Source organism: Staphylococcus sp. ZWU0021 (genome assembly GCF_000798895.1).
GTDB classification, from domain to species: Bacteria; Bacillota; Bacilli; order Staphylococcales; family Staphylococcaceae; genus Staphylococcus; species Staphylococcus saprophyticus.
The window spans coordinates 1-11,599 of sequence record NZ_JTLN01000002.1 but is presented as its reverse complement, the minus strand read 5'-3'; the positions used below and the strand labels follow the sequence as shown (position 1 = coordinate 11,599).

Sequence of the window (11,599 nt, the reverse complement as noted above, 5' to 3'; positions counted from 1 at the left end):
CTTAGCGCCGATGGTAGTCGGACTTACGTTCCGCAAGAGTAGGACGTTGCCAGGCAATTTGATTATTCCACAGTAGCTCAGTGGTAGAGCTATCGGCTGTTAACCGATCGGTCGTAGGTTCGAGTCCTACCTGTGGAGCCATTATGGCCCCGTGGTCAAGCGGTTAAGACACCGCCCTTTCACGGCGGTAACACGGGTTCGAGTCCCGTCGGGGTCATATAAACAGAAGTGAATTATCGCTTCTGTTTTTTTATATGGAGAGTTGTCCGAGTTGGCCGAAGGAGCACGCCTGGAAAGTGTGTAGGCGCCACAAGCGTCTCGAGGGTTCGAATCCCTCACTCTCCGTTTTTTACATAATTTTAGCTTTCTTGAGACACCGTAAACTCTGATATAATAGGGTTTTGGTGTTTTTATTTTGCATTACTTTTTATAATTTATGTCAACAACATGTCAAATTGGCGTAAAAAAATAATAAAACCATGTCAAAATCTACTTTTCGTTGACATAGAATCTCTTTATCACATGCTACGCAAGGCTTCTAGCGTTTTCGTTTCTTCTTGCTTTTGACTTTCTTCTAATAAATGACTATATGTCGATAGGGTGGTAGTTATATCTGCATGTCCTAATCGTTTTGAAATATAATATATCGATATTCCCTCGTGTATTAACATTGAACAGTGTGTATGACGTATGGCGTGCAATGTATAATTACCTATCCTATTATTTAAACAGAAACGTTGTAACACTTTAGAAACTGCATTATGTGTAATTAACGATGCACCAGTTCTGAATATATCTCCATCTAAATTAATAGGGAAGTGGTTTAATACTTGTCTAACATGTTTAATGTCTTCACGTGATATTTTAATAACACGATCTGACGTAACATTTTTAGTACCTCTAATATGAACAGTTTCATTTTCTAAATCGAAATCTTTGTATCTCATTTTCTGAATTTCGCTAAATCTAGCACCAGTTACAATAGCTAAATATATAAAAAGGTAGGATAATTTATTTTGACTCTTTGCATATTTTTTTAATTTATAGAAATATTCTAGCTGCATAAATTTATCTTCTTCAGGTTGTTCTTTAACCGCACCTTTAATATTAACCTTATAAGTAGGGTCTTTATATATGATTCCTTCGTGTAACGCATCTTGTATGGCAGAACGTAAGCAGTAATTTAACTTTCTAACTGATTCTGTAGTTCGTGTACTTGCATATGAGTTAATTAATTCTTGATATTTCGTTTTAGTTAAATCTTTTAATGCTAAGTTACCAAAGTGTTCTTCAAAAACATTCTTTGCATTATAGTATGTTTTCACTGATTTAGGTGTTAGATAGGGTTCTTTGTGAATTTCTATCCATGAAATAAAGTATTTCACAAACGGTGTTTTATCATCTTGGGCAAATCCTTTATTAGCTTTTTCGAAAGCGTCATTCATTGCTATAGTTGCGTCTATTTTCTTCGTAAATCCCGATTTTCTATAACGTTTACCATTTAAAACGAAATCATAGCGCCATTTATTTCCTTGCTTCTTGACTGTCATTGTAATTCCTCCTAAAAAAGATAAAAAAAGACGCCTGTATAATATACAGACGCCTTATGAGCCTAAAGCTCTAATCAAAATAAGTGGACCTAAAGTCCTCGATATCTGCATTATATATTAATTAAAGGTTATAATCAAATAAAATTATCAAAAGATAACTTCACTAATCTATCAGTTTCATTTTTTGGCAATCTTATTTCTGTATCTAAATTTTTGATATAATTTAATATTCTGTTTTTGCTAATTGTGATTATATCTTTTGTTTTTGCATAAGAACTTTTGTTTATTAAATTGTTAATTTTACTTTCAATAGCATCATACTCTCCAACGCTATTTTCTAATAAAGTAACTTGATGACTTAATTCAATTAATGATTTTAAATCTCCGTTTTTTAATAATTTTAATTTATTTTTTATTTTACCAAGTTCGATTTTATCTGCATTATGTTTATTTTTAAAATCTTTTAAAAAGTGATCTAATAGAGATACATTAACTTTCTCACTATGCTTACTTTTAGAAGTTAAAGGTATAACAGTTAGTTTACTGTTTCTATGATTATCTTTGTTTGTTATAACTAAACAAAAATGTTTGAAAGAGAATTCATGTCCTATTCCTTTGCCTAAATCTAAGTATATTATCGAACCTCTTTTGAATACTTTATAATTCTGAGTTGCCATATCAAATTTCCCTCCTAAAAAAGATAAAAATATATAGGGCAGTGGTGACTGCCCAGAAAAATATTGAATTACAAGTAGATATGTCTTATAATGTAATTAAGATAACTCGAGAAGGATTAGCTCTGGGTCCCCGAATGGGGGTAGGCGAAAGCTGAGAATTCCTATGACCCTGGGGTTATCTTTTTTTTATTTGCCTTTTTAATGTTGTTTATAACATTCGGATCATTTTTAATTTGATTTATTATAAACTCAACTGCTTGTTGTGAATAACGTGTGGCTCCTGCAAAATGGTAAGTATACTTGTCATCGTTTTTCATATTATAAAACTTAATTAGTAAATTTAAAGTGTGACTATTAAATTTATGTTCCCCTTTACTATCTAAATAATTGAATTTTAAACTTTTAGCAGTCATTTGGCTATTTATTGCGTCTATTACATTGTTGAAGCTTAATCTATATTTGTCATTAGGGTCTTTAAGTTCCTTAAAAATAGTACCGTTTATTGAAGAATTTTTGTTGATATTTATTGATAAATCGGCTTTACCAGGATCTTTAGTGATGATAATTGAATTTTGAATTGGTATTACCAAATCGTTAGAATTACTAAATTCTTGTGAAATTGCTAAATCATTTTTTTGAGTAATCAACCTTTCTGCTACTGCTTGGGAATATTTACCACGAATCTCATCGTTGTTTAGTAAATTCACATTTACAGATAAGGTTAAAAAGTTTTGTGGTATTTTTTCAGTTATATCGATATTATGAAAACGTTGCAACTGTTCTGCATATTTTATAATATTAGCTTGGAAAAATGGAGCGTATACTGACTCGTAATCTTCAGTTACTAAATGTGTGCTTATATTCCTTAAATCAATTATTTTTTCTAAATTTATTCTTAAGGGCTGTCGCTTATCTGTATATACTTTTTTTACTACATCAAACAAATTCAATGTACGATTAGGCTTATCTGGATAATATATACTTTTATCATCATTAAGTAGTTTAGCTTTTAGCATCAATTCCCATGCGTTACAAATAAAGAAACTAAATCCTTCTATCCTATATACGATGGTTGGTTTGTTGTAAAGTTCTAATCCCATAATAAAAGCCTCTTGGCTTTTTATAAGTAACCTTTCTTTTAAGTCTTCTTTTTCCATCCCATTTCTCCTTATTCTAAATTTTTATATTGAAAAACTTGCAATGGCTCAAACTTAATTACATAACCTTTATAGTATGTGGATAATCCGTACTTCATTTTGTAATGCTCAATAGCATCTAACACATAACTTTTTGATACTTCAAAGAATAGGGCGATTTCATACAAATTGTGGCAACCGTTTTTAAATGCATCCACAATTCCCTGTAACGAAATAATTTGCTCCATAGCATAACGTCTGGCATATCCTTCAAATTTACGATTATTAAATTTTGTTTGGTCAGTAATGTCTCCCCAAGTTAATTTGTGGTGGGCGACTTCTTCTGCAAGTACTTGTACTTTTTTATGATAAGGCAATGTTTTGTCTATAAGTACGTATCCATCTGAATAAAAACCCTCATAACCATTTGGTAGTTTATGACAATCTTTAATTTGTAAGTAACTATGCTCAATCATTAAATTTTCGTAATGAGACATAAATCATTCCCCTTTATCTTCGCGTTTCAATCTTTCAATTAATTCCATAATATACTTAATATCTTCTTCATTGTGTAATTCTCCGTTTAAGTGCGCTGCCATCGTTTGTGGCTTTTCAACATGTAAATCTTTTCGTCCACTCAACTCATCAAGGGATATATTAAAATAATCTGCTAACGCACTTGCGTGATCCATTGACGGGCTTGTAATCCCTTTTTCCCATCTATCAATCGATGCTTTAGAAAATTTCAATTCATATTTATTGTTAAGTCTGTCACTCAATTCTTTTAGTGATAGGTCATGTGATTTTCTAAGTTTGAATAGATTTTCTGAGAAAGTTGTCATATAAGTATCTCCTTGATTTGTATTTTACAAACTTATTATATAAGTTTGTTCTCAAATTTGCAACACTTTTTACAAACTTTTTTCTCAAAAATGAAATTTATTTGTTGACACCGAAAATATAAGCGTGTATTATTCATGGTGTAATCTCATAAATGAGACGAAAGGAGGTCAAACAATGAGTAACCAGAGATACAAGAAATTAAGATTGTTACTTGAAAAAGAAGATATTCGTCACAAAGAAGTAGCTGATTTAATTGGCATGAACCCTGCAAGATTCAGTCAAAAAATCAATAGAAATAAAAGTAATTTTACTATCGATGAAGCAAGTGCGATTTGTGAAGTGTTAGATATTAGCATGGATGAATATTTTTTTAATCATAACGTCTCAAAAATGAAACGAAAGCAAGTGACATAAGGAGGAAACGGAATGTTCAAAAGAAAGAAAAAGAATGTAATTGAAATGAACATCAAAATGAAAAACCGCAATGAACTAGATGAATTGCTAGAGACAATCCAAAAAGACATTGCAGTTTTAAAAAAAGATTTTGATAAGTTAAATCAATTTAAACTTACTTTTGATTTAGAACAAGTTCAAAACGACACTTCGGACATTTAGCTTTATGATTTTTAAATTTGAAAGTCACTTTCTTATCACAGTTGGGACAATTCATCTTTTTATCAAAATTAGATAATTCTTTATCTACAGCTTTCCGAAAATCTTTATCAAATTGTTTTTTATCAAAATCAATTGATATACCAGATTTTTTAGGCATGAAAATATCACCACCCACTATCGCAGTAGCGATAAATAAATTATATCAGAAAGGAGTGGTTAAGATGACACAACTTACAGTAACGATCCCAGAAGAATATGTGTTAATTACTCGAGAAGAATACAACGAGCTACAAGAAAAAGAAAAACCAATCTGGTGGTCGATGCAAGATTTGATAGATGAAACTGGATTTGGATATCAATGGTTGATGAAAAATATATTAGACAATCCAAAATACATTAAGCAACTTAAACACTTTGTTTACTATCCAGATGGAGGCAAATGGGCATTCAACAGAGAGCCAATGCAGAAATTTTTAAAGGAAAACTTTTCAGAAATATTTAATTAAGGAGGATTAACATGAAGCACATTTTAGCATGGTCAACAGCAATACTATTCACAATGTTGTTTGCACTTGTCACATTCGATTTTCATTACAGTTTAGTAATTAGCGTTATAAGTTTCATTGGTAGTTACGCATTTTGGAACAGCTATTACACAGAAAAAAAGACCGCTAGCAACGGCAATTGCTAACGGATCAAATAGTTAATAAATTTAATAACTTGATTATATATCATAGTTTGGAGGTTTGCAATTGGGACCTGAGAAAAAAGTTGAAAACAAGATACGTAGATTTCTTGAGAGTAATGGCTCTTTTGTTATGAAAACACATGGTGGAAGTCCTGGTGTTCCAGTTGGTATACCTGACTTATTCGCAATTTATAAAGGCATTGCAATATTCATTGAAGTTAAGCGTGAAAAAGGTGGAAGAATAAAACCTATTCAAATCGCACAAATAGATTCATTAAAGCAACATGGAACAATAGCAATAGTAGCTAACGATACTTCATATGTAGAAGATTTAATCGAAACAATAGACACATTAATAACTGAGGGCGCATGGAAAAACATTCAGACAGCTATAAGTATGGCAAATCAAATGGGTGTTAACTAGTGATTTTATATCCAACACAAGAAAAAGTGTTGAACGAAGCTAATCCATCACATTATTTTGCTTTAGGTACCAGCTCAGGTAAATCATTAATTTCAATTTACCATTACTTGAAACATAAAGCTAATGAGCCATTACTTATAGTTTGCCCTCCAACTAAGAAGAAAAGTAATGAATGGGATTACGAAATACAAAAGGTCGAGCAACATGAAAATATCGAAATTAAATATGAAGTTGTAGCATCTTCAATGCTTGCTAAAGAATATTCGAAATTTAAAGATTACTTTGTGATTTTAGATGAAGCGCATTACTTTATGAATCCAACAAGCAATAGAGGTAAAGCAGCACAAAAATTATGCAAGGCATCAACTAACTTTTCAATGTTGTCAGCAACGCCCGGTGAGAATTGGGAAAAGTTTATGAATTATCTAATCATATTCGGTTTCTATAAAAATAAAACTGAATTTCTAAGAAATCATGCAGTTTACGAAACTAAACATTTTGGCGGTAGATCTATTAAGCAAATTGTAGATTTTCAAAACACTGATAAGTTGGAAAGTATTTGGCAATCAATATCAACTATGAAAGAAACTTCATACTTTGTAGACTTGCCACAAGTTACTGAACGTTTTGTTGAGTTTAATAAATCTACAACTTATAAAAAGGCAGCTAAAGATAGAGTTATTGAAGTGGACAACGAACAAATCATATTAGATAGCCCGCCGAAACTAGCAGCGACTTTACGTTACTTATCTAATCAAAAAGCGAAAGTAGATTATACCAAAGAATTGTTAGAAAGCACGAACGATAATGTAGTTATTTTTTATCAGTTCACAAAAGAAAAAGATAACCTACTACAAATGATTAGCAAATTAAATAAAAAAATATACGAAGTAAGTGGGCAAAACTTTGAATTACCAACACAAGATGAACGCTCAACTTTAACTAATAGTGTCACATTAGTACAAATTCAAGCTGGCAGTGCTGCAATCGAATTGAAGTACGCTAGCCAAGTTATTTACTACTGCCCAACATACAGTTTCACACAATATCAACAATCTCGCGGAAGATGTATCAGGCATGGTGGACATGACAGAGTAGAGATTATCAAATACAAAACTAAAGGTACGATTGAAACTCAAGTATGGAAAGCATTGAGTGACAAAAAGGACTTTGATGAAAAACTATATTTACTAGAGGAGGTTAAGTGATGAAAGAAACAGTCACATATCTCATTCGACATAGAGATATTCCTATATATATAACGAATAAGCCTAGCGACAGTAATCCAGAAATAAGTTATTCAACTAATAGACAACGTGCTAGAGAATTTAATGGAATGGAAGAAGCAACTATTAATATGGATTACCATGTTGCGGTTAAAAAAACAGTAAAAGAATCTACTGAGTACGAGGAGTTGAACACGGATGAGTGAACAATCACTTTTTGAACAATTAAATCAATTAAACGTTAATGATCATGTAGATAAAAAGAACGGATTATCTTACCTTTCATGGTCATATACACATCAAGAATTAATGAAAGTAGACCCTAATTACACAGTTAAAGTACACGAGTATCCTCATCCGGAAGTTTCTAATGAGCAATACTTTGTACCATATCTAGCTACACCAGAAGGTTATAGCGTGACGGTATCTATAACAATAAAAGGTCAAACTGAAACAGAAACATTACCAGTATTAGATTTTAAAAACAAAGCTGTTCCATATAAACAAGCTGATATGTTCCAAATTAACAAAACTTATAAACGTTGTTTCGTAAAGGCTGCAGCATTACACGGTTTAGGTTTATATATCTATAACGGTGACGTTATGCCAGAACAACCGTTTGAATCGGCAAGTGAATCTGAACTTAAAAATGTTGATAACAAAGTGAAAGAGTTAGCACCTTTAATGGAAATCACAGAAACACAACTTAAAAAGAAAATGAATATAAGTAATAAGTTATCAAGCGCAGACGCAGAAGAAGCGTTAGTGAGATTAGATAATGGCATTCAATACTATAAAAATAATAAGGATGATAAATAATGAATCAATTTAATGGCGTAGGAAATTTAGTAGCAGACGTAGAACTTAAAGGACAAAACAATAACGTAGCGAATTTCAGAGTAGCGATACAACGTCCATTCAAAAATAAACAAACAAATGAATACGAAACAGATTTCCTGACTTGTAAAGCATTCGGTAAAACAGCAGAAATTATTGCAAATAATTTTAGTAAAGGTCAAAAAATAGCTATTACAGGATCTATTCAAACTGGTAGTTTTGATGGCAAAGATGGCAAGAAAGTATTTACAACCGATGTTGTTGTAAACCAAGTAACATTCGTTGAGAAGAAAACACAAAACAGCAACCAAAAACAAAACAATGCATTCGCTAACGGAACAAACGACTTACAAGACGAATTGCCGTTCTAGAGGAGGATAATCAAATGACTCATAAAGATTATGTAACTAAAAAATTAAATGAAATTATACAGATATATGATGATATTTACGATTACTTACCGTCAGAAGATACAGCGGAAGAAGTATATCTTGATAAATGGCACATAGTAGATTTTCGCGATGACTGTGAGAAAGTTTTCGACGTAACTGGCAATACAAAAGTGATTGATTCAGATGACTATTAAACATACTATCACATATTTTAAAAACCATAGTGACGTAGCTAATCCATTACATTATCAACTTACCTTTCAAGAGTTAATTAACACGCTATCAAATGTTAAAACACATGCAGATAAAGGAAGTGCTGGTGTAATGGTGGCTGGTTACGCCACATATAGAAACAATGAGCAAACAAAAACTAGAAGCATGATAACGATTGATGTTGACGATATTCCTAACACAATCAAATTCCCATCATTTATTAAAGACAGATTTCAATTTGCATATGTAATTTACCCAACGCATAGCCACACTGAAAACGAACAACGTTATAGATTGTGTATACCTTTAAAAGAAGAAATTGAATCTAAATATTATAAGCAAGTCACATTGTTCATTCTCAAATTTTTGAAGATGAAAAGTGAATTAGAAAAAGACAAATACAAAGATAGCAAGTCAGTAGTCTTTTATGACCCAGCAAGTGTTTCACAATGTCATGCGATGAACCTACCTACAACTGAAGATGACGGAAGTAACTACCAACTACATTATTCTGATAACGAGTTGTTAGATCCTCAGCCATTAGTTGAACATGCAAAACGTATTCAAGAACAAGAAGAAACAATACGTAAGAAAGGCACACATAAACGAAGTAAAGAAGATGACGAGTGGATAAACTTACTCAAAGGTGTAGGCGATGGGCAACGTACTCACGCAACAGAAGCAATGGCAGGACTGTTCATAAACAAATTTAGTCGTGACGTAGCTTATGAATTATTGAGTATGTGGAATATGCAAAATCATCCACCTTTAGAAGAAGAAAAATTACTACATCATTTTAACGGTATATATAAAACGCATTGTAATAATAACAAACTACAGTATGCCCCTATCAAGTAAGAAAGGAGGATTACATGGATAACATCTATGAGTTTGCAGAAAAACAAACAGAAAGCATCATTCAAGATAATGAAGCAAGATTCTTCAAAAAGGAAGATAATCAACAACCTAAGTTTCATCACAATGAATTTGCAGAATACATCATGAGTAAGTATCACGTCATTAACATTAACAACAGACTTCATGTATATAAAGACGGTATCTACATTGATGATGAACGATTAATAAAGCATGCAATGGTTACTCAGATACCTAAACTAAGACGAACACAACAAACTGAAGTATTAGAATATTTACGAACAATGGCACCTCATAAAGAAGAAGAAACACCTTATCTAATTCCATTAAAAAATGGTGTGTTCGATATTAAGAAACAAGAGATCATACCACATTCACCAGATTTAATTTTTACAGCACGTTTTAATGTTAACTATGATGTAGATGCCAAATCTGATGTAGTTTCTGAAACTTTATTTACGATAGCTAATGAAGATAGCGAAGTTGTGGAAATGTTTACCCAAATATTCGGTTACTTATTATTCAAACAAAACTTCATTGGCAAGTCATTTCTATTTGTAGGTAGTGGTGGTAACGGTAAATCTTTGCTTTTAAGAATGATGCAAGCGTTAGTTGGCAACGAAAATACATCTAGCGTTTCGCTACAAGCGTTAACAGAACAATTTAACGTTTCATCATTACACCACAAACTATTAAATGCTGGTGATGATATACCTCTAAAAAGTGTTGATGATGCATCTAACTTCAAAAAACTTTCAACAGGTGAGCCAGTGTTAGCTGCATACAAAGGACAAGATGTATTCGCATTTAGTAACTATGCCAAACTTGTATTCAGTGCAAACGGCATACCACGTTGGTATGAAAACAGTAATGGTGTGTTCGACAGATTAATCATTGTTCCATTCAATGCGCGTATTAGAGGCACATCGAAAGAAGATCCACATCTTCCCGATAAAGTAACAACAGAAGAAGCCAAGTCATATTTGTTCAACATCGCTTTACAGGGATTACAAAAAGTATTGAAGAATAACGGCATATTTTTACCCACTGTTGTACAGGATGAAATGGAAGAATTTAGAAAAAGTAACGATCCATTAGCTGCTTTTCTTGATGACTTCGATTTAGATGGCAAAAGGATTTCTGATGCATATGAAGAATACAGGGAATGGGCAAATTTTGAAGGTTACAAGAAGCCACTTATTAGAAAAGAGTTTCGGAAACAAGTTTTAGAAAAAGAATATATAGATAAAAAATTGAGATTAGAAGATTACGCTAACCCTCAATGGTGTTTTGTTCATAGAGATAGAGTATCAAAAGAATAAGTGTTCCAATAGTGTTCCATAAATATTTAAGTTTTGGAACAGATAAACCCTTTCATATCAGTCTTAGTTCCAGTTGTTCCAATTGTTCCACTTTTTTTAAGTCTATAGAAAAATAAGTATATATATAAGAAATATAGATAAAGATTATATGAGTGAGAAGTTGAAAATACTGGAACTTTTGGAACAGGCTCTTGTAAGTGTTGGGGGAGTAAGAATAAAGGTGTTCCAATTTTAAAAATAAAAGTATTAATTTTGGAACAGTAACTGGAACAAGGAAAGAGAATTGAATATGGCTGAAATTATAAATTACGACCTAAAAGCTAAAGAAGCTGGATTGATCATTGGCATAACAAACGAAATATATCTTTGCTCGATAAGCAGAACATCAACTGTATATGTTGAATGGATAGATAAAAGATGGATGGCTTGGAGAGAAACGTATCTATTAAATAGTAGCAAACGTAGAAGTTATAAACGAATAGCACATGGTGAATTTGAAGAAGTTATTCAAAGAGTAAAAGGATATCTAGAATTTATTCAGAATAATCAGAAATAGAAGGTGATTCCCATGGAACAAACAATCACACTACAAATCAAAGTGGAAGTTGAACAGGAAGTGACGGTACCTGTGGCAGACAATTACGACTTAGAAGAAATAAGTAACAGTGAAGCAGATAAGTTATATAAAAAGTATGTAAACAACCCAGAGTTACTAGGATTTGAAGATATTAAGTTCAGACAAGTATCAGACGTACAAGTTAAGGATTATTAGGAGGACAAATAATATGCCAACAAGAATG

The 11,599-nt window shown here is 32.0% G+C and carries 19 protein-coding genes and 3 tRNA genes; 17 read left to right on the top strand and 5 right to left on the bottom strand.

Features of this window, described 5'->3' with window-relative positions; all coding sequences use genetic code 11:
- Positions 1-66 precede the first annotated feature (66 nt).
- From L987_RS00115 to L987_RS00105, 3 genes are all read left to right on the top strand, one after another.
- A tRNA-Asn gene (locus tag L987_RS00115) sits at positions 67-141 on the top strand.
- 4 nt (positions 142-145) lie between these two features.
- Positions 146-217 (top strand) — tRNA-Glu (locus L987_RS00110).
- A gap of 39 nt (positions 218-256) precedes the next feature.
- Positions 257-345 (top strand) — tRNA-Ser (locus L987_RS00105).
- Positions 346-518: 173 nt separating this feature from the next.
- Here L987_RS00105 and L987_RS00100 read toward each other — a convergent pair.
- From L987_RS00100 to L987_RS00080, 5 genes are all read right to left on the bottom strand, one after another.
- Entirely contained in the window at positions 519-1,550 is a 1,032-nt protein-coding gene (locus L987_RS00100) for a tyrosine-type recombinase/integrase (protein WP_047502264.1), read from the bottom strand.
- A 134-nt stretch (positions 1,551-1,684) separates the two neighbouring features.
- Complete coding sequence (locus tag L987_RS00095; RefSeq protein WP_047502260.1) at positions 1,685-2,227, bottom strand: type II toxin-antitoxin system PemK/MazF family toxin; 543 nt, start codon at positions 2,225-2,227, stop codon at positions 1,685-1,687.
- Positions 2,228-2,388: 161 nt separating this feature from the next.
- Complete coding sequence (locus tag L987_RS00090) at positions 2,389-3,384, bottom strand: DUF3644 domain-containing protein (protein ID WP_047502257.1); 996 nt, start codon at positions 3,382-3,384, stop codon at positions 2,389-2,391.
- 11 nt (positions 3,385-3,395) lie between these two features.
- The gene (locus L987_RS00085; RefSeq protein ID WP_047502254.1) at positions 3,396-3,860 is read right to left on the bottom strand and encodes a toxin; all 465 of its coding nucleotides are present in this window, start codon (positions 3,858-3,860) and stop codon (positions 3,396-3,398) included.
- Positions 3,861-3,863: 3 nt separating this feature from the next.
- Positions 3,864-4,205, bottom strand: a complete 342-nt coding sequence (locus tag L987_RS00080) for a helix-turn-helix domain-containing protein (RefSeq protein ID WP_047502251.1) — start codon at positions 4,203-4,205, stop codon at positions 3,864-3,866.
- A 175-nt stretch (positions 4,206-4,380) separates the two neighbouring features.
- Between L987_RS00080 and L987_RS00075 the strand changes: the two genes are divergently transcribed.
- The 14 genes from L987_RS00075 to L987_RS00015 all read left to right on the top strand — a co-directional run bounded on the left by L987_RS00075 (position 4,381) and on the right by L987_RS00015 (position 11,571).
- Positions 4,381-4,620: a helix-turn-helix domain-containing protein gene (locus L987_RS00075; RefSeq protein ID WP_041080104.1), complete on the top strand. Its 240-nt coding sequence runs from the start codon at positions 4,381-4,383 to the stop codon at positions 4,618-4,620.
- Between the two features lie 12 nt (positions 4,621-4,632).
- Positions 4,633-4,821: a hypothetical protein gene (locus tag L987_RS00070; protein ID WP_047502246.1), complete on the top strand. Its 189-nt coding sequence runs from the start codon at positions 4,633-4,635 to the stop codon at positions 4,819-4,821.
- Positions 4,822-5,042: 221 nt separating this feature from the next.
- On the top strand, positions 5,043-5,327 hold the full coding sequence (locus L987_RS00065) for a DUF771 domain-containing protein (RefSeq protein ID WP_080773291.1): 285 nt from the start codon (positions 5,043-5,045) through the stop codon (positions 5,325-5,327).
- Positions 5,328-5,338: 11 nt separating this feature from the next.
- Positions 5,339-5,512 (top strand): hypothetical protein, encoded by a 174-nt coding sequence (locus L987_RS13620; protein ID WP_156105193.1) that lies wholly within the window; start codon positions 5,339-5,341, stop codon positions 5,510-5,512.
- Positions 5,513-5,573: 61 nt separating this feature from the next.
- A complete protein-coding gene (locus L987_RS00060) occupies positions 5,574-5,933 on the top strand; it encodes a VRR-NUC domain-containing protein (protein ID WP_052190926.1) in 360 nt (119 codons plus the stop codon).
- Complete coding sequence (locus L987_RS00055) at positions 5,933-7,141, top strand: helicase-related protein (protein WP_052190924.1); 1,209 nt, start codon at positions 5,933-5,935, stop codon at positions 7,139-7,141. Before L987_RS00060 ends, L987_RS00055 begins: the two co-directional genes overlap by 1 nt.
- Positions 7,141-7,365 carry a DUF2483 family protein gene (locus L987_RS00050; protein WP_047502243.1) on the top strand — a complete coding sequence of 75 codons (225 nt, stop codon included), beginning with the start codon at positions 7,141-7,143 and terminating at the stop codon, positions 7,363-7,365. Before L987_RS00055 ends, L987_RS00050 begins: the two co-directional genes overlap by 1 nt.
- Positions 7,358-7,978 carry a Sak single strand annealing protein gene (locus L987_RS00045; RefSeq protein ID WP_047502240.1) on the top strand — a complete coding sequence of 207 codons (621 nt, stop codon included), beginning with the start codon at positions 7,358-7,360 and terminating at the stop codon, positions 7,976-7,978. The genes L987_RS00050 and L987_RS00045 overlap by 8 nt, the downstream gene beginning before the upstream one ends.
- Positions 7,978-8,367 carry a single-stranded DNA-binding protein gene (locus tag L987_RS00040; RefSeq protein ID WP_047502238.1) on the top strand — a complete coding sequence of 130 codons (390 nt, stop codon included), beginning with the start codon at positions 7,978-7,980 and terminating at the stop codon, positions 8,365-8,367. Before L987_RS00045 ends, L987_RS00040 begins: the two co-directional genes overlap by 1 nt.
- A gap of 14 nt (positions 8,368-8,381) precedes the next feature.
- Positions 8,382-8,582 (top strand): hypothetical protein, encoded by a 201-nt coding sequence (locus L987_RS00035; protein ID WP_047502235.1) that lies wholly within the window; start codon positions 8,382-8,384, stop codon positions 8,580-8,582.
- On the top strand, positions 8,572-9,459 hold the full coding sequence (locus tag L987_RS00030) for a hypothetical protein (protein WP_047502232.1): 888 nt from the start codon (positions 8,572-8,574) through the stop codon (positions 9,457-9,459). The genes L987_RS00035 and L987_RS00030 overlap by 11 nt, the downstream gene beginning before the upstream one ends.
- Before the next feature lie 14 nt (positions 9,460-9,473).
- A complete protein-coding gene (locus L987_RS00025; protein WP_047502229.1) occupies positions 9,474-10,799 on the top strand; it encodes a DNA primase family protein in 1,326 nt (441 codons plus the stop codon).
- Positions 10,800-11,088: 289 nt separating this feature from the next.
- Positions 11,089-11,355: a hypothetical protein gene (locus L987_RS00020; protein ID WP_047502226.1), complete on the top strand. Its 267-nt coding sequence runs from the start codon at positions 11,089-11,091 to the stop codon at positions 11,353-11,355.
- A gap of 12 nt (positions 11,356-11,367) precedes the next feature.
- On the top strand, positions 11,368-11,571 hold the full coding sequence (locus L987_RS00015) for a hypothetical protein (RefSeq protein ID WP_047502224.1): 204 nt from the start codon (positions 11,368-11,370) through the stop codon (positions 11,569-11,571).
- The last annotated feature ends 28 nt before the right edge of the window (positions 11,572-11,599 follow it).

What these genes read in the sequence shown, in the direction of transcription:
- L987_RS13620 (WP_156105193.1), top strand. Translation starts at nt 5,339, where the DNA reads ATGAAGCACATTTTAGCATGGTCAACAGCAATACTATTCACAATGTTG.
- L987_RS00085 (WP_047502254.1), bottom strand. Translation starts at nt 3,860, where the DNA reads ATGTCTCATTACGAAAATTTAATGATTGAGCATAGTTACTTACAAATT.
- L987_RS00070 (WP_047502246.1), top strand. Translation starts at nt 4,633, where the DNA reads ATGTTCAAAAGAAAGAAAAAGAATGTAATTGAAATGAACATCAAAATG.
- L987_RS00090 (WP_047502257.1), bottom strand. Translation starts at nt 3,384, where the DNA reads ATGGAAAAAGAAGACTTAAAAGAAAGGTTACTTATAAAAAGCCAAGAG.
- L987_RS00065 (WP_080773291.1), top strand. Translation starts at nt 5,043, where the DNA reads ATGACACAACTTACAGTAACGATCCCAGAAGAATATGTGTTAATTACT.
- L987_RS00075 (WP_041080104.1), top strand. Translation starts at nt 4,381, where the DNA reads ATGAGTAACCAGAGATACAAGAAATTAAGATTGTTACTTGAAAAAGAA.
- L987_RS00080 (WP_047502251.1), bottom strand. Translation starts at nt 4,205, where the DNA reads ATGACAACTTTCTCAGAAAATCTATTCAAACTTAGAAAATCACATGAC.
- L987_RS00020 (WP_047502226.1), top strand. Translation starts at nt 11,089, where the DNA reads ATGGCTGAAATTATAAATTACGACCTAAAAGCTAAAGAAGCTGGATTG.
- L987_RS00095 (WP_047502260.1), bottom strand. Translation starts at nt 2,227, where the DNA reads ATGGCAACTCAGAATTATAAAGTATTCAAAAGAGGTTCGATAATATAC.
- L987_RS00050 (WP_047502243.1), top strand. Translation starts at nt 7,141, where the DNA reads ATGAAAGAAACAGTCACATATCTCATTCGACATAGAGATATTCCTATA.
- L987_RS00035 (WP_047502235.1), top strand. Translation starts at nt 8,382, where the DNA reads ATGACTCATAAAGATTATGTAACTAAAAAATTAAATGAAATTATACAG.
- L987_RS00040 (WP_047502238.1), top strand. Translation starts at nt 7,978, where the DNA reads ATGAATCAATTTAATGGCGTAGGAAATTTAGTAGCAGACGTAGAACTT.
- L987_RS00015 (WP_047502224.1), top strand. Translation starts at nt 11,368, where the DNA reads ATGGAACAAACAATCACACTACAAATCAAAGTGGAAGTTGAACAGGAA.
- L987_RS00030 (WP_047502232.1), top strand. Translation starts at nt 8,572, where the DNA reads ATGACTATTAAACATACTATCACATATTTTAAAAACCATAGTGACGTA.
- L987_RS00045 (WP_047502240.1), top strand. Translation starts at nt 7,358, where the DNA reads ATGAGTGAACAATCACTTTTTGAACAATTAAATCAATTAAACGTTAAT.
- L987_RS00100 (WP_047502264.1), bottom strand. Translation starts at nt 1,550, where the DNA reads ATGACAGTCAAGAAGCAAGGAAATAAATGGCGCTATGATTTCGTTTTA.
- L987_RS00025 (WP_047502229.1), top strand. Translation starts at nt 9,474, where the DNA reads ATGGATAACATCTATGAGTTTGCAGAAAAACAAACAGAAAGCATCATT.